The organism is Streptomyces macrolidinus (assembly GCF_023887685.1).
Classification (GTDB): Bacteria; Actinomycetota; Actinomycetes; order Streptomycetales; family Streptomycetaceae; genus Streptomyces; species Streptomyces macrolidinus.
In genome coordinates this window covers 107,696-122,538 of sequence record NZ_JAMWMR010000014.1, presented here as the reverse complement: position 1 = coordinate 122,538, position 14,843 = coordinate 107,696, and the positions used below count along the sequence as shown (strand labels likewise).

15 protein-coding genes are annotated in these 14,843 nt (G+C 70.3%); 6 read left to right on the top strand and 9 right to left on the bottom strand.

The window, feature by feature from the left end; genetic code table 11:
- Positions 1 to 48: 48 nt before the first annotated feature.
- From NGF19_RS17355 to NGF19_RS17340, 4 genes are all read right to left on the bottom strand, one after another.
- On the bottom strand, positions 49 to 933 hold the full coding sequence (locus NGF19_RS17355) for an amino acid ABC transporter permease (protein WP_252425853.1): 885 nt from the start codon (positions 931 to 933) through the stop codon (positions 49 to 51).
- Positions 930 to 1,595, bottom strand: coding sequence for an amino acid ABC transporter permease (locus NGF19_RS17350; RefSeq protein ID WP_252425852.1), 666 nt, complete (start codon positions 1,593 to 1,595; stop codon positions 930 to 932). Before NGF19_RS17350 ends, NGF19_RS17355 begins: the two co-directional genes overlap by 4 nt.
- Before the next feature lie 80 nt (positions 1,596 to 1,675).
- Entirely contained in the window at positions 1,676 to 2,509 is an 834-nt protein-coding gene (locus NGF19_RS17345) for a glutamate ABC transporter substrate-binding protein (RefSeq protein ID WP_252425851.1), read from the bottom strand.
- A gap of 160 nt (positions 2,510 to 2,669) precedes the next feature.
- On the bottom strand, positions 2,670 to 3,446 hold the full coding sequence (locus NGF19_RS17340) for an amino acid ABC transporter ATP-binding protein (protein ID WP_252425850.1): 777 nt from the start codon (positions 3,444 to 3,446) through the stop codon (positions 2,670 to 2,672).
- 427 nt (positions 3,447 to 3,873) lie between these two features.
- Here NGF19_RS17340 and NGF19_RS17335 point away from each other — a divergent pair, with 427 nt between their 5' ends.
- Both NGF19_RS17335 and NGF19_RS17330 read left to right on the top strand, forming a co-directional pair.
- Positions 3,874 to 4,560: a response regulator transcription factor gene (locus tag NGF19_RS17335; protein WP_252425849.1), complete on the top strand. Its 687-nt coding sequence runs from the start codon at positions 3,874 to 3,876 to the stop codon at positions 4,558 to 4,560.
- Between the two features lie 9 nt (positions 4,561 to 4,569).
- Positions 4,570 to 6,006 (top strand): sensor histidine kinase, encoded by a 1,437-nt coding sequence (locus tag NGF19_RS17330; protein ID WP_252425848.1) that lies wholly within the window; start codon positions 4,570 to 4,572, stop codon positions 6,004 to 6,006.
- Here NGF19_RS17330 and NGF19_RS17325 read toward each other — a convergent pair.
- The 4 genes from NGF19_RS17325 to NGF19_RS17310 all read right to left on the bottom strand — a co-directional run bounded on the left by NGF19_RS17325 (position 5,996) and on the right by NGF19_RS17310 (position 9,878).
- The gene (locus NGF19_RS17325) at positions 5,996 to 6,994 is read right to left on the bottom strand and encodes a TAXI family TRAP transporter solute-binding subunit (protein WP_252425847.1); all 999 of its coding nucleotides are present in this window, start codon (positions 6,992 to 6,994) and stop codon (positions 5,996 to 5,998) included. The genes NGF19_RS17330 and NGF19_RS17325 overlap by 11 nt on opposite strands.
- Positions 6,995 to 7,040: 46 nt before the next feature.
- Positions 7,041 to 7,928, bottom strand: a complete 888-nt coding sequence (locus NGF19_RS17320; RefSeq protein WP_252425846.1) for an ion transporter — start codon at positions 7,926 to 7,928, stop codon at positions 7,041 to 7,043.
- 189 nt (positions 7,929 to 8,117) lie between these two features.
- Positions 8,118 to 9,389 carry a cation:proton antiporter gene (locus NGF19_RS17315; RefSeq protein WP_252425845.1) on the bottom strand — a complete coding sequence of 424 codons (1,272 nt, stop codon included), beginning with the start codon at positions 9,387 to 9,389 and terminating at the stop codon, positions 8,118 to 8,120.
- Positions 9,390 to 9,392: 3 nt separating this feature from the next.
- Positions 9,393 to 9,878, bottom strand: a complete 486-nt coding sequence (locus NGF19_RS17310) for a cation:proton antiporter regulatory subunit (protein WP_252425844.1) — start codon at positions 9,876 to 9,878, stop codon at positions 9,393 to 9,395.
- Between the two features lie 242 nt (positions 9,879 to 10,120).
- On the opposite strand from NGF19_RS17310, the gene NGF19_RS17305 reads away from it, so the two are divergent.
- The 3 genes from NGF19_RS17305 to NGF19_RS17295 all read left to right on the top strand — a co-directional run bounded on the left by NGF19_RS17305 (position 10,121) and on the right by NGF19_RS17295 (position 13,146).
- Positions 10,121 to 10,774: a response regulator gene (locus tag NGF19_RS17305; protein ID WP_252425843.1), complete on the top strand. Its 654-nt coding sequence runs from the start codon at positions 10,121 to 10,123 to the stop codon at positions 10,772 to 10,774.
- A gap of 94 nt (positions 10,775 to 10,868) precedes the next feature.
- The gene (gene miaB, locus NGF19_RS17300; RefSeq protein ID WP_252425842.1) at positions 10,869 to 12,389 is read left to right on the top strand and encodes a tRNA (N6-isopentenyl adenosine(37)-C2)-methylthiotransferase MiaB; all 1,521 of its coding nucleotides are present in this window, start codon (positions 10,869 to 10,871) and stop codon (positions 12,387 to 12,389) included.
- A gap of 31 nt (positions 12,390 to 12,420) precedes the next feature.
- Entirely contained in the window at positions 12,421 to 13,146 is a 726-nt protein-coding gene (locus tag NGF19_RS17295) for a class III extradiol dioxygenase subunit B-like domain-containing protein (protein ID WP_252425841.1), read from the top strand.
- 129 nt (positions 13,147 to 13,275) lie between these two features.
- Here the strand turns inward: NGF19_RS17295 and NGF19_RS17290 are convergent, their stop codons facing one another.
- On the bottom strand, positions 13,276 to 13,542 hold the full coding sequence (locus NGF19_RS17290) for an antitoxin (protein ID WP_252425840.1): 267 nt from the start codon (positions 13,540 to 13,542) through the stop codon (positions 13,276 to 13,278).
- A gap of 300 nt (positions 13,543 to 13,842) precedes the next feature.
- On the opposite strand from NGF19_RS17290, the gene miaA reads away from it, so the two are divergent.
- Positions 13,843 to 14,781 carry a tRNA (adenosine(37)-N6)-dimethylallyltransferase MiaA gene (gene miaA / locus NGF19_RS17285; RefSeq protein WP_252425839.1) on the top strand — a complete coding sequence of 313 codons (939 nt, stop codon included), beginning with the start codon at positions 13,843 to 13,845 and terminating at the stop codon, positions 14,779 to 14,781.
- Positions 14,782 to 14,843: the final 62 nt, after the last annotated feature.

Below are 14,843 nucleotides of genomic sequence, written 5' to 3'. Positions count from 1 at the left end.
GTGGCTGGTACGCCACCGCCCCTGTAGAGCAACAGGATTGAGCCGTCGTCAGGCGGACGCCCCGGTCGAGTCGGCCCCCGCGACCGCCGCCGCGGGCAGCACCGCCCCGGTCGACTTCTTGCCCCGGCGCAGCCGCTTCTCCAGCCAGCTCGCGAAGCTCGTGAGCGAGAAGTTGATGGCGATGAAGACGATCGCCACGATCGTGAAGCTGGCGATGGTGTTGGCGCCGTAGTACGAGCTCATCGGCGAGACGGCGGCCAGCAGGTCGGGGAAGGTGAGGACCGCGCCACCGAGCGCCGTGTCCTTCACGATCACCACGAGCTGGCTGATGATCGCGGGCAGCATCGCCGTGACCGCCTGCGGCAGCAGGATGAACCGCATCACCTGGTTCTTGCGCAGACCGATCGCCAGCGCGGCCTCGCCCTGGCCCTTCGGCAGGGACTGGATGCCCGCCCGGACGATCTCCGCGAGGACCGAGGCGTTGTAGAGGACCAGGCCCGTGACCACGGCGTACAGCGGACGGTCGTCCGAACCGACGGTGGTGTACTCGGCGAACAGTGCGAGGCCGAAGATCATGAGGACGAGCACCGGGATGGCCCGGAAGAACTCGACCACGATCGCGACGGGAACGCGCACCCAGGCGTGCTCCGAGAGCCGGGCGATGCCGAGGACCGCGCCGAGCGGCAGCGCGATGATCATCGACAGGGCCGCCGCCTCGAGGGTGTTCTTCAGGCCCGGCCAGATGTACGTCGACCACGCCTCGGTGCCGCCGAGGAACGGCTTCCACTTCTCCCAGGCGAGCTGGTCCTTGTCGTTGAGACCGCTGATCACCCACCACAGCACGGCGGCCATGACGAGCAGGAAGCCCACCGTGTAGAGGATGTTGCGCCGCTTGGCCCGGGGACCCTGGGCGTCGTAGAGGACGGAACTCATCGCTTCACCGCCACCTTCTTGCCCACCCAGCCGAGGATCAGGCCGGTCGGCAGCGTCAGACACACGAACCCGAAGGCGATCACCGCGGAGATCAGCAGCAGTTGGGCCTCGTTCTCGATCATCTGCTTCATCAGCAGGGCCGCTTCGGCGACACCGATCGCCGCGGCCACCGTGGTGTTCTTGGTGAGCGCGATCAGGACGTTCGTCAGCGGGCCCACGACCGCGCGGAACGCCTGCGGCAGCACCACCAGGGTGAGGACCTGGACGAAGCTCAGCCCCAGCGCACGGGCCGCCTCCGCCTGTCCGACGGGCACGGTGTTGATGCCTGCCCGCAGCGCCTCGCACACGAACGCCGAGGTGTAGGCGGTCAGTCCGAGCACGGCGAGCCGGAAGCCGATGACCTTGAAGTCGGTCGCGCCGAGGCTGATGCCGAGGGTGTCGTTGAGGCCCAGCGAGCTGAACAGGATGATCACGGTCAGTGGAGTGTTGCGCACGATGTTCACGTACGCGGTCCCGAAGCCGCGCATCACCGGCACCGGGCCGACCCGCATGGCGGCCAGCACCGTGCCCCAGATCAGGGAGCCGATCGCGGAGATGACGGTGAGCTGCACCGTCGTCCAGAACGCTCCCAACAGGTCGTAGTGATCAAGAAAGTCGAACATGAGGTCCCGCGCTTCCGCGTGTCGGACAGGCTCCGGTGCGCCGCCCCGGTCGCGGGGCGGCGCACGCTGTCGGGCCTGGATTACTTGACGATGTTGCCGATCTTCGGCGCGGGCTCGTTCTTGTAGTTCGCGGGACCGAAGTTCGCGTCCACGGCCTTCTGCCACGAACCGTCCGAGACCATCTTCTCCAGGGCGGAGTTGATCTTCGCCTTGAGGTCGCTGCCCTTCTTGACGCCGATGCCGTAGTTTTCGTTGGTCATCTTGAAGCCGCCGAGCTTGAACTTGCCCTTGAAGGCGGCCTGCGAGGCGTAACCGGCGAGGATCGAGTCGTCGGTGGTGAGCGCGTCGATGGCCTTGTTCTGCAGACCCGTCAGACACGCCGAGTACGTCGGGTACTCCTTGAGGTTGGCCTTCGGGGCCAGCTTGTCGTGGACGTTCTGCGCCGAGGTCGAGCCCGTCACCGAGCACAGCTTCTTCGAGTTCAGGTCCTTGGGCTCGCCGATGCCCTTCTCGTCGGCACGCAGCAGCACGTCCTGGTGGGCGAGCAGGTACGGGCCGGCGAAGTCGACCTTCGCCTCGCGCTCCGGGGTGATCGAGTACGTGGCCGCGATGAAGTCGACGTCGCCGCGCTGGAGCATGGTTTCGCGGTCGGCGCTCTTCGACTCCTTCCACTCGATGTGGTCCTTGTCGTAACCGAGCTGCTTGGCGACGTACGTGGCGACGTCCACGTCGAAGCCGGTGTAACCGTTCGGCGTCTTCTGACCGAGACCGGGCTGGTCGAACTTGATGCCGATCTTGATCGTCTTGCCGCCGGAGGAACCGCCGTCGCTCTTGTCGTCCGAGCCGCAGGCGGTGAGGGCGGTGGCGAGGGCGAGAACGACGGCCGTGGCCGCGGTGACCTTGCGGAGCTTCATGGTGAACATCCTTTGCGTGGTGAAGAGATGCGGACCGGGGTCCGTGAAGCGGGCCGCCGGCGGTCCGGGGAGACGGACCGTCGGCGGCCGGTGACGTGGATCGCCGGTGGCGGCGGTGACGTATGTCAGGCGTCAGGCGTCAGGCGTCAGTTGTCAGGCGTCAGTGGTGCAGGATCTTCGACAGGAAGTCCTTCGCCCGGTCGCTGCGCGGGTTGCTGAAGAACTGTTCCGGCGCCGCCTCTTCGACGATGCGGCCGTCGGCCATGAACACCACTCGGTTGGCGGCCGACCGGGCGAAGCCCATCTCATGGGTGACGACGACCATGGTCATGCCGTCCCTGGCGAGCTGCTGCATGACCTCGAGGACCTCGTTGATCATCTCCGGGTCCAGAGCCGACGTCGGCTCGTCGAACAGGATGACCTTGGGGTCCATCGCCAGCGCACGGGCGATCGCCACGCGCTGCTGCTGGCCACCGGACAACTGTGCGGGGTACTTGTCGGCCTGGGTGCCGACGCCGACCCGGTCCAGCAGGGTCCGCGCCTTCTCCTCGGCCACCTGCTTGTCGGCCTTGCGGACCTTGATCTGCCCCAGCATCACGTTCTCGAGCACCGTCTTGTGCGCGAAGAGGTTGAAGGACTGGAAGACCATGCCGACGTCGGCACGCAGCCGGGCCAGCTCCTTGCCCTCCTGGGGCAGCGGCTTGCCGTCGATCAGGATCTCGCCGGAATCTATCGTCTCCAGGCGGTTGATGGTGCGGCACAGGGTGGACTTGCCCGACCCTGAGGGTCCGATGACCACGACGACCTCGCCGCGGGCGATGGTCAAGTCGATGTCCTGGAGCACGTGCAACGCGCCGAAGTGCTTGTTGACACTCTTCAGGGCGACCAGTTCGTCGGTCGCGGACACCGACTCCTTGACCATTGATGCTTCGGTCATTGCTGGCTGGCTCCGTCCTCACTCGGTTTCGGAGGACAGTAGTAAGCCGTGCGACCTGCGTCATTACATCTGAGGGAGATCTGAGCATCACAATCCGGTAGCGGCCGGACACTTGGGGTATCCGGTGCGCGAGGCGGCGTACCGGCTGGATAACGGAAAGACGTTTGCAACCGGAAAACCCTTGACGGGGCCCGTGTTCATCGGCGTCACTGCCATGGTGCACGCGCGCGTGTGCTCGCGTTCGCTCGCAGGACGCCTGACGGTGAGAGCGCGGGACGCCTGGCGATGACAGTGCGGGACGTCTCGCGGTGACAGTGCGGGACGCCTCGCGGTGACGACGCGGGACGTCCCGCAGCGACGGCACAGGACGCCTCGCGGGGGCAGCGCGGAACGCAAGTGACAGGGCAGAACGAACAGGAGGCCGGGCATGAGACTGCTTCTCGTCGAGGACGACAACCATGTCGCCGCCGCCCTGTCCGCGATCCTGTCCCGGCACGGCTTCGACGTCACCCATGCCCGCAGCGGCGAGGAGGCGCTCCAGGCGCTGGTCCCCGAGGGCACCTGCTTCGGTGTCGTCCTGCTCGACCTCGGCCTGCCCGACCAGGACGGGTACGAGGTGTGCGGCAAGATCCGCAAGCGCACCAGCACCCCGGTCATCATGGTCACCGCGCGCGCCGACGTCCGCTCCCGCATCCACGGCCTCAACCTCGGCGCCGACGACTACGTGGTCAAGCCGTACGACACCGGGGAACTGCTCGCGCGGATCCACGCCGTCAGCCGCCGCATCCCGCACCAGGACGACACGGGCGCCACCCGCACCGCGCTGCACCTCGGCCCCGTACGCATCGAACTGCCCACCCGCCAGGTCAGCGTGGAGGGCGCGCCGGTCCAGTTGACCCGCAAGGAGTTCGACCTGCTCGCCCTGCTGGCCCAGCGCCCCGGGGTGGTCTTCCGCCGGGAGCAGATCATCAGCGAGGTGTGGCGCACCAGTTGGGAGGGGACCGGGCGCACCCTGGAGGTGCATGTCGCCTCCCTGCGCTCCAAGCTGCGGATGCCCGCGCTGATCGAGACCGTGCGGGGCGTCGGGTACCGGCTCGTCGCCCCGGCCGCCTAGCGGGTCCGCGTGCGCGCACGACTGCTGCCGCTGCTCATCGTCCTCATGGCGGCCGTGCTGCTGGCGCTCGGCGTCCCGCTCGCCGTGAGCCTCGCGGCGGCCGAGCAGCAGCGCGTCGTGGTCGACCGGATCGACGACACCGCGCGCTTCGCGGCGCTCGCGCAGTTCGTCACCGACCGTCCCACCGGCTCCCGCGTGGGCGTCACGGACGAGCGCGGCGAGACCCTGCGCAAGGAACTCGCCATGTACTACAGCGTGTACGGCATCCGGGCCGGGGTCTTCTACCGCGACGACCTGCCGATGGCCAACGCGCCCGAGACCTGGTACCTGCCCAAGGTGGGCGAGGGCCGCGACGCCTTCAACGAAGCCCTGCTCGGCCGCCGCAGCCACGACCCCGAGCAGGTCTGGCCGTGGCAGCGTGGCGGACTCGTGGTCGCCTCCCCGGTCATCCGCGACGGTGACGTGGTCGCCGTCGTCGTCACCGACTCGCCCACCGGGCGGCTGCGGTCGCAGATCCTGCACGGCTGGCTGCTCATCGGGGCCGGTGAGTTCGCCGCGATGCTGCTCGCCGTGGGGGCGGCGCTGCGGCTGACCGGCTGGGTGCTCAAGCCTGTACGGATCCTGGACGCCACCACCCACGACATCGCGACCGGCAGCCTGAAGTCCCGGGTCGCCGCGGCCGGTGGACCGCCCGAACTCCGGCGCCTGGCCCGGTCGTTCAACGAGATGGCGGACAACGTCGAGAGCGTGTTGGAGCAGCAGCGCGCCTTCGTGGCCGACGCCTCCCACCAGTTGCGCAACCCGCTGTCCGCGCTGCTGCTGCGTATCGAGCTGCTCGCTCTCGAACTCCCCGAGGGCAACGAGGAGATCGCCTCGGTGCGTACGGAGGGCAAGCGTCTGGCGGAGGTCCTGGACGACCTGCTCGACCTGGCGCTCGCCGAACACGCCGAGGCGGACCTGCAGATCACCGACATCGGCGCGCTGGCCGCCGAGCGGGTCGCGGCCTGGGAGCCGAGCGCGCGGGCCAAGGGCGTACGGCTGACCGGGAGTTGCCCGGCCACCACCGCCTGGGCCGACCCGGTCACGCTGTCCAGCGCGCTGGACGCGGTCATCGACAACGCGGTGAAGTTCACGCCTGAGGGGGAGCGTGTCGAGGTCCGGGTGGAGGCGGCGGGCGAGAGGGCCACGGTGGTGGTCACCGACGGCGGTCCGGGCCTCGGCGAGGAGGAACTGGCCCGCGTCGGCGACCGGTTCTGGCGCAGCCCGGCACATCAGAACATCAAGGGGTCGGGGCTCGGTCTTTCGATCTCGCGGGCGCTGCTGGCGGCGGGCGGCGGATCGATCGCGTACGCGCACCACGAGCCGCACGGCCTGAAGGTGACGGTGACGGTGCCGCGGACGGCGCCGCGTGTCACCAACGTCCCCGAAAACACACCTAGGGCTTGACCGACCGGTAGTACCGCCGCGCCCCCTCGTGCAGTTCCAGCGGGTCCGTGTAGATCGCCGAGCGCAGGTCCACCAGTTGGGCCGCGTGGACCTGGGCGCCGATGCGGTCACGGCTGTCGATCACCGTGCGGGTGAGCTTCTCGGTGAGGTCCGCGTCCATGTCCGCGCGGGTCACGAGGACGTTCGCGACGGCCAAGGTCTGCACCGAGGAGCCGTTCTCGGCCGGGGGATAGGCGTCGGCGGGCATCACCGCGGCCCGGTAGTACCGCGAGCCGCCGCCCTGCGCGTGCAGCTTGGCCACGAGGTCGCTGCCGATCGGCACCAGCCGGACCCCGGACTGCTGCGAGAGCTGTGTGATCGCGCCGGTGGGCAGTCCGCCCGACCAGAAGAACGCGTCGATCCGGCCCTCCTTCAGCAGCGCGGGCATGGTGCCGATCCCGGCGGTGTGGGGCGTGATGTCCGTCTTCGGGTCGAGTCCGGCCGCCGCGAGCACATGGTCGGCGATCAGCCGCACCCCCGACCCGCCGGGCCCGACGGCGACCGTACGGCCCTTCAGGTCGGCCACGGACTGCACGGGCGAGGAGCGCGGCACCACCAGGTGCACATAGTCGTCGTACAGCCGTGCGCAGCCGCGCAGCCGGTCGGCGCCCGGCCCGTCCTGCAGGATGTACGCCTCCACCGCGTCGGCCGCCGCGATCGTGAAGTCCGCCTTGCCCGTGGCCACGCGCCGTACGTTCTCCTGCGATCCGTCGCTGTTCAGCAGCCGTACGTCCAGCCCCGGCAGGTCCTTGTCGATCGCGGTCCGCAGTAGGACGCCGTACTTCTGGTAGACGCCGGTCGGGGTGCCCGTGCTGAAGGTGACCGTGCCCCTCGGGGAGTCCGGGCCGATCGGCAGCAGCCACCACAGCAGCAGTCCGAGGACCGCGCACACGGCGACGGAGCCGAGCAGTGCGCGGCGCCTGCCGATACGGGGGAGTGCCTGGAGCATGAGCGCGATCCTGCCAGCCCGCACGCTCCGCTGACCAGGGCAAGGGTCACACAAGGGGAGGTTCCTGCCTCGGCCGCCGGGATTCGGGCGGGCGCCCCAGGTCGAGTTCGCGTTCCAGGTCGTCCAGCGCGCGGCGGGCCGTGGCGATGCGGTCGCGCAGGGCCGACGACGGCTGGGTGGGGGCGCGTTGGTGTGTGCGCTCCATGTCTCGGGCCTCGTCGAGGGAGGTGATGACGACGCCGATCAGGACGTTGACGAGGACGAAGGAGGCGAGCAGGACGTAGGAGGCGTAGTAGACGATGCTCCAGCGCGAGACCTCCAGTCCGGCGTGGACGGCGTCGCCGATGCCGTCCAGGGTCATCAGCAGGAAGAGGGTGAGGACCGCGCGGCCGATGGAGCCGTAGTGCTCGGGGTCGGCGCGGGCGAAGAAGACCCAGCCGATCATGGCGTACACATACAGCAGCAGGGCCCCGACCAGCAGGAAGCTCAGGGTGCCGGGGAGGCTGCGGACCACGGCCACCATGATGATGCGCAGTTGGGGCAGGAAGCGGGCGGTGCGCAGCACGCGGGCCAGCCGCAGGAGCCGCAGGACGGTGGTGTTCTCGCGGACCAGCGGCAGGAACGCGCTCACCACGACGAGGAGGTCGAACAGGTTCCACGGGTCGCGGAAGAAGTCCGCGGGGCGGTCCGCGTGGGCCGCGAGCCGCAGCAGGATCTCCACGGTGAACGCGGCGACACAGAGGTGTTCGGCCAGACGTAACCAGTGGTGCCACTCCGCGGCCACCCCGCTGTACGTCTCCAGCCCGAGGAGCCCGGCGTTCACCAGGATCAGGGTGAAGACGGTGACGGCGAACCAGCGCCTCTCGGTGAGGTCACGGCAGTGCCGCGCCAGTGTCTCGCGGGCGGAAAGCCGCTCGGCGGCCACGTCCGTCATCGTTCTCGTCTGTCCCTCCGTACCGCGGGGCGCCGCCGACCGGGGGTCACGGGCGGGCCTCTTGGTGATCATGTTTCTGGAGAGACTTCTACAACACCGCAGTTCATGGGGTCACAGGTGGTGGGCAGCCGAAGGGCCGACCGCGACCCGCGTCCGCAGTTCCTCGGTCGGCCCTCCTGTCGCTTCGGTTCAACTGTTGCGAGCAGCCTCCGAGTTGCTGTGAGCCGCGTCACTCGCCTCGTCGTCGGGCGCGAGGTCCGGCTCGCCCTCCGCCGCCACCGGCCGGGACGCGGGGCCTCCGCGGCCGAGGGCGCCGGTCAGCCGCGACGCCAGGGGCTCGGCGAAGCGGGCCGTCAGCGGGCCGAGGATGACGAGGATCAGGACGTAGGCCGTCGCCAGCGGGCCGAGCGAGGGCTCGATGCCCGCCGTCACCGCGAGCCCCGCGATGACGATCGAGAACTCGCCGCGCGCCACGAGCGCGCCGCCCGCCCGCCAGCGGCCCTTGACGGAGATCCCGGCGCGGCGGGCCGCCCAGTACCCCGTCGCGATCTTGGTCAGCGCGGTGACGGCGGCCAGCGCGAGCGCGGGCAGCAGGACCGGCGGGATGCTGTTCGGGTCGGTGTGCAGCCCGAAGAAGACGAAGAACATCGCCGCGAACAGGTCCCGCAGCGGGCTGAGCAGCGTGTGAGCGCCCTCGGCGACCTCGCCCGACAGCGCGATGCCGACGAGGAACGCGCCGACCGCCGCCGACACCTGGAGCTGCTGGGCTATGCCCGCGACCAGGATCGTCAGACCGAGCACGACCAGCAGCAGCTTCTCCGGGTCGTCGCTGGAGACGAACCGGGATATGACCCGGCCGTAGCGGACGGCCACGAACAGGACGAGCCCGGCCACGCCCAGCGCGATCGCCAGCGTCAGGCTTCCGGCCGCCAGACCCGCCCCGGCCACCAGCGCGGTGATGATCGGGAGGTACACGGCCATCGCCAGGTCCTCGAGGACGAGGATGCTGAGGATCACCGGTGTCTCACGGTTGCCGACCCGGCCGAGGTCGTTCAGGACCTTCGCGATGACACCCGAGGACGAGATCCAGGTCACGCCCGCGAGGACCACGGCGGCCACCGGGCCCCAGCCGAGCAGCAGCGCGGCGAGCGCGCCGGGCAGCGCGTTGAGCGCGCAGTCGACCAGGCCCGAGGGGTAGTGCGTCTTGAGGTTGGAGACGAGATCGCTGGCCGTGTACTCCAGGCCGAGCATCAACAGCAGCAGGATGACGCCGATTTCGGCGCCCGTCGCGACGAACTCCTCGCTCGCGCCGAGCGGGAGGAGCCCGCCCTCACCGAAGGCGAGACCCGCGAGGAGGTAGAGCGGGATCGGGGAGAACCGCAGCCTGGCGGCGAACCGGCCGAGCAGGCCGAGGGCGAGGATGATGGAACCGAACTCGATCAACAGGACAGCAGAGTGCACCCTTCACTCCTGCCCGAGGATCGCCACGGCGGCGTCCACGCCCTCGCGGGTACCGATCACGATCAGCCGGTCGCCGCCCGCGAGCCGGAAGTCCGGCGTCGGCGACGGGATCGCCTCGGCGCGGCGCAGCACCGCCACGATCGACGCCCCGGTCTCGGTCCGCATCCGGGTGTCGCCCAGCAGCCGTCCGTTCCAGCGGGAGGCCGCCGGCACCTCGATGCGCTCGGCGATCAGTCCGAGGTCGGTGGTGTACAGCAGACTGGCGCTGTGGTGGGACGGCTTGAGAGCGTCGATCAGCGCGCCCGCCTCGGAGCCGGACAGGCGCAGCGACTGAGCACAGGAGTCGGGGTCGTCGGCTCGGTACACGCTCACGGTGCGGGCGCCGTCCCGGTGAGCCACCACCGACAGATGGCGGTTCTCGCGCGTCATGAGGTCGTACTGGACCCCGATGCCCGGCAGCGGCGTCGTCCGGAGGCGTGGAGCAGACACGTTTCTTCCCTTGCTCATGGTTGTACGGGTGCGCGTACAAGGCTGCCATGCTGTCATTCCTCGTACGGTGTTCCTATGGGTGTCATGACGGATGGACGCGGAGGACGCACGACGGGCAGGGTCACAGGGGTACTCGCGTGGCGGCGAGCCGGTGACGATCCGTCTGACTGCCCACGGAACAAGGCCAGTTGGCGAGCCGGTCACGCGACGGGCGCGGGCGCGACGGCCGGAGGCGGTCGCCGATGAGGGCGCCGACCCGGGTCCTGCTCGCCGACGACCACGCGCTCGTACGCCGTGGTGTACGTCTCATCCTGGACGCCGAACCGGACCTCACGGTCGTCGCCGAGGCCGGTGACGGTGCCGAGGCCGTGGCGCTGAGCCGCACCACGGAGATCGACCTCGCGGTCCTGGACATCGCCATGCCGAGGATGACCGGGCTGCAGGCGGCCCGCGAACTCTCCCGCAGACGGCCCGGCCTGCGCATCCTCCTGCTGACCATGCACGACAACGAGCAGTACTTCTTCGAGGCGCTCAAGGCCGGGGCCTGCGGCTATGTCCTGAAGTCCGTCGCCGACCGCGACCTGGTCGAGGCGTGCCGGGCGGCGATGCGTGACGAGTCGTTCATCTGCCCCGGCGTCGAGCGGGCCCTCGTCCGTACCTACCTCGACCGCCTGCGCCGGGGCGACGGCCTGCCCGAGCGGGCCATCACCGATCGAGAGGAGGAGATCCTCAAGCTCGTCGCCGAGGGCCACACCTCGAAGGAGATCGGCGAACTCCTCTTCATCAGCGCGAAGACGGTCGAGCGGCACCGGGCGAACCTGCTGCACAAGCTGGGCATGCGCGACCGCCTGGACCTCACGCGCTATGCGATCCGCGCGGGCCTGATCGAGCCCTGACCCGCGCGTCGGAGCCAGGGCCCGTCGCGGCGGGTGGGCCGCACCCGGCGGCCACGCGGGAAGGGGCGCTCCCGACACCGCCTACCCTGGAGGCATGACCAGCAGCGACCGGAGCCAGGCAGTGGGCGTCAAGACATACGAAGTGCGCACCTATGGGTGCCAGATGAACGTCCACGACTCCGAGCGATTGTCCGGGCTGCTCGAGGACGCCGGATACGTACGCGCCCCCGAGGACTCCGACGGCGACGCCGACGTCGTCGTCTTCAACACCTGCGCCGTACGGGAGAACGCCGACAACCGGCTCTACGGCAACCTCGGCCGCCTCGCGCCGAAGAAGGCCTCGCGGCCGGGCATGCAGATCGCCGTCGGCGGCTGTCTGGCCCAGAAGGACCGCGACACCATCGTGAAGAAGGCGCCCTGGGTGGACGTCGTCTTCGGAACGCACAACATCGGCAAGCTGCCCGTCCTGCTCGAACGCGCCCGCGTCCAGGAAGAGGCGCAGGTCGAGATCGCCGAGTCGCTGGAGGCGTTCCCCTCGACGCTGCCGACCCGCCGCGAGAGCGCCTACGCGGCCTGGGTGTCGATCTCCGTCGGCTGCAACAACACCTGCACCTTCTGCATCGTCCCGGCGCTGCGCGGCAAGGAGAAGGACCGCCGCCCCGGCGACATCCTGGCCGAGGTCGAGGCGCTGGTCGCCGAGGGCGTCAGTGAGATCACCCTCCTCGGGCAGAACGTCAACGCGTACGGCTCCGACATCGGCGACCGCGAGGCCTTCAGCAAGCTGCTGCGTGCCTGCGGCGCGATCGAGGGCCTGGAGCGCGTCCGGTTCACCTCGCCGCACCCGCGCGACTTCACCGACGACGTCATCGCCGCCATGGCCGAGACGCCGAGTGTGATGCCGCAGCTCCACATGCCGCTCCAGTCCGGCTCGGACACGGTCCTGAAGGCGATGCGCCGCTCGTACCGCCAGGAGCGCTACCTGGGGATCATCGAGAAGGTGCGCGCCGCCATCCCGCACGCCGCGATCACCACCGACATCATCGTGGGCTTCCCGGGCGAGACCGAGGAGGACTTCGAGCAGACGCTGCACGTGGTCCGCGAGGCACGCTTCGCCCAGGCCTTCACCTTCCAGTACTCCAAGCGCCCCGGCACCCCGGCCGCCACCATGGAGGACCAGATCCCCAAGGAGGTCGTCCAGGAGCGCTACGAGCGCCTGGTCGCCCTTCAGGAGGAGATCTCCTGGGAGGAGAACAAGAAGCAGGTCGGCCGCACGCTGGAGCTGATGGTCGCCGAGGGCGAGGGCCGCAAGGACGGTGCCACCCACCGGCTGTCCGGCCGCGCCCCCGACAACCGGCTGGTCCACTTCACCAAGCCGGACGAGGAGGTGCGCCCCGGCGACGTGGTGACCGTCGAGATCACCTACGCCGCCCCGCACCACCTCCTCGCCGAGGGTCCCGTCCTGAGCGTGCGCCGCACGCGCGCGGGAGACGCCTGGGAGAAGCGCAACGCGGCCGAGGCCGCGAAACCGGCCGGGGTGATGCTGGGCCTGCCGAAGATCGGCGCGCCCGAGCCGCTGCCGACGGCGCCCGCCGGGGCGTGCGGCTGCGGCGACTGACACCCTCTCCCGTGGGGTTACGCTGCGCAGCATGCTTGTCGCCGCTGCTGTCTGCCCCTGTCCGCCGCTGCTCGTGCCCGAGGTCGCCGCGGGCGCCGCACCCGAACTGGACGGCGCCCGTGCCGCGTGCGCGGACGCCCTGCGGGTGCTCGCCGCCGCGCGCCCCGGGCGACTGGTGGTCGTGGGGCCTGCCGAGGAGAGCGAGCAGGGCCCGTACCCGGCGGGGACCCGCGGTTCGTTCCGCGGCTTCGGCGTCGACACCGACGTACGGCTGGGTACGGCGGACGGCGGGACGGACCCGGTGGCACCGGAGCGTGAGCTTCCGCCCTCGCTCGCCGTCGCCGCGTGGCTGCTGGGGTGGGCGAGGTGGTCCGAGGCGCCCGTCGAGGGGCTCGCCGTGGCGGAGGCCCTGACCCCTGATCGATGCGTCCGGACGGGGGCGGACCTCGCCGGTCAGGACGAGCGGGTCGCCCTGCTGGTCATGGGGGACGCCAGCGCCTGCCGGTCGCTGAAGGCACCGGGCTATCTGGACCAGCGTGCGGCGAGCTTCGACGCGCAGGTCGCGCGGGCGCTGGGGGCGGCGGACGTCGCGGCCCTCAAGGCGCTGGACGCGGATCTGGCACAGGAGCTGAAGGCCCTGGGCCGGGCCCCCTGGCAGATCCTCGCGGGCGCCGCCGAACAGACGCGACTGACCGGCGACCTGCTGTACGACGACGCGCCGTACGGCGTGGGCTACCTGGTGGCGGCCTGGGCGTAGCGAACGCGGGCGCGGGGCGCCGGTACGAACGGACGCGGGACGCGGCGGACGGCCGGGCTGTGCGCCGTGCGGCCGTCCGCCGCGGTGCGTCCCGTGGTCCCGTGTTCCGTCGTCAGGGCACGGGTGCGGTCACATGCCGGGGGGCGGCGACGTGTCCGAGGGCGGGCCGCCGGGCGTCGTACCGGTGTCCGGGTGCGCGATGCGCCCCATCGCCTGTTTCGCCTTGTCCGAACCCGTGTGGATCTTGTCGCTGTACTTGCCCTTGGTCTTCTCGTCGACCATCTTCGCGGCCTTTTCGATGCCCTGCCCGACCTTGTCCTCGTGCTGCTGCGCGAAGTCGGTGACCTTGTCCTTGGCAGGGCCGAGCTTGGCTTTCAGGTTGTCCAGGAGACCCATGATCCACCTTCCCTGGCAGGGGAGTTACGTGCGGGCGCTCTCGTCGCCGTCGGCTTCGTGGCCTCCGCTGACACCGACCGCGTCCCTTCCGTCGTTCTCGACCTCCGGAGAATTCTGGCGAAAACGCCCATATCAACTCCATACGTTACCTGTTCGGGTGAAATCTCGCGTGGCTCGGTTGGTGGTCGGCCTCGGGCTTGGTGTCGAACAAGTGATCGGTGTTCGTCGGATTCGGCCCGGGGCGGCGGCGTTCCCCCGGCTGGTTCGAGGAGTGGTCCCGGGGTTTGGGAGACTGGTGCGGTGAGTAGTGCAGCCCCCGCGCCCCGGGTCATCGCCGTCGTCGGACCGACCGCGGCCGGAAAGTCAGATCTGGGTGTGTTCCTTGCCCAGCGCCTCGGTGGCGAGGTCGTCAACGCCGACTCCATGCAGCTCTACCGGGGGATGGACATCGGCACCGCCAAGCTGACGCTCGAGGAGCGCGGCGGTGTGCCGCACCACCTGCTGGACATCTGGGACGTCACGGTCGCGGCGTCCGTGGCCGAGTACCAGCGGCTCGCCCGCGCGCGTATCGACGCGCTGCTCGCCGAGGGCCGCTGGCCCGTCCTGGTCGGTGGCTCCGGACTGTACGTCCGCGGCGCGGTCGACAACCTGGAGTTCCCGGGGACCGACCCCGAGGTGCGCGCGCGCCTGGAGGAGGAACTCGCGCTGCGCGGCCCGGGAGCGTTGCACGCGCGCCTGGCCGCCGCCGACCCCGAGGCCGCGAAGGCCATCCTGCCCGGCAACGGCCGCCGTATCGTGCGCGCGCTGGAGGTCATCGAGATCACCGGACGGCCCTTCACGGCGAACCTCCCGGGCCATGACTCCGTCTACGACACGGTGCAGATCGGCGTCGACGTGGCCCGCCCCGAACTCGACGAGCGCATCGCCCGCCGCGTCGACCGGATGTGGGAGGCGGGGCTCGTGGACGAGGTGCGCGAGCTGGCGGCGAAGGGTCTGCGCGAGGGGCGTACGGCGTCGCGTGCGCTCGGGTACCAGCAGGTGCTCTCGGCGCTCGCGGGGGAGTGCACGCTGGAGGAGGCGCGCGCCGAAACCGTGCGCGCCACCAAGCGCTTCGCGCGCCGTCAGGACTCCTGGTTCCGGCGCGATCCGCGGGTGCACTGGCTCAGCGGTGCGGTCGCGGACCTCGGGGAACTCCCGCACCGGGCACTGACGTTGGTCGAACGAGCGGTTACAGCCTGATCACGTGATGGCATCGGGTCGCTCCGGCCGTCATGAGGGCCTGTGGCGGCGTGCCATCATCG

Excerpts from the sequence above, each read along its gene's own strand:
- NGF19_RS17305 (WP_252425843.1), top strand. The coding sequence starts at position 10,121 with ATGAGGGCGCCGACCCGGGTCCTGCTCGCCGACGACCACGCGCTCGTA.
- miaB (WP_252425842.1), top strand. The coding sequence starts at position 10,869 with ATGACCAGCAGCGACCGGAGCCAGGCAGTGGGCGTCAAGACATACGAA.
- NGF19_RS17340 (WP_252425850.1), bottom strand. The coding sequence starts at position 3,446 with ATGACCGAAGCATCAATGGTCAAGGAGTCGGTGTCCGCGACCGACGAA.
- NGF19_RS17335 (WP_252425849.1), top strand. The coding sequence starts at position 3,874 with ATGAGACTGCTTCTCGTCGAGGACGACAACCATGTCGCCGCCGCCCTG.
- NGF19_RS17345 (WP_252425851.1), bottom strand. The coding sequence starts at position 2,509 with ATGAAGCTCCGCAAGGTCACCGCGGCCACGGCCGTCGTTCTCGCCCTC.
- NGF19_RS17320 (WP_252425846.1), bottom strand. The coding sequence starts at position 7,928 with ATGACGGACGTGGCCGCCGAGCGGCTTTCCGCCCGCGAGACACTGGCG.
- NGF19_RS17350 (WP_252425852.1), bottom strand. The coding sequence starts at position 1,595 with ATGTTCGACTTTCTTGATCACTACGACCTGTTGGGAGCGTTCTGGACG.
- NGF19_RS17295 (WP_252425841.1), top strand. The coding sequence starts at position 12,421 with ATGCTTGTCGCCGCTGCTGTCTGCCCCTGTCCGCCGCTGCTCGTGCCC.
- NGF19_RS17355 (WP_252425853.1), bottom strand. The coding sequence starts at position 933 with ATGAGTTCCGTCCTCTACGACGCCCAGGGTCCCCGGGCCAAGCGGCGC.
- NGF19_RS17325 (WP_252425847.1), bottom strand. The coding sequence starts at position 6,994 with ATGCTCCAGGCACTCCCCCGTATCGGCAGGCGCCGCGCACTGCTCGGC.
- NGF19_RS17290 (WP_252425840.1), bottom strand. The coding sequence starts at position 13,542 with ATGGGTCTCCTGGACAACCTGAAAGCCAAGCTCGGCCCTGCCAAGGAC.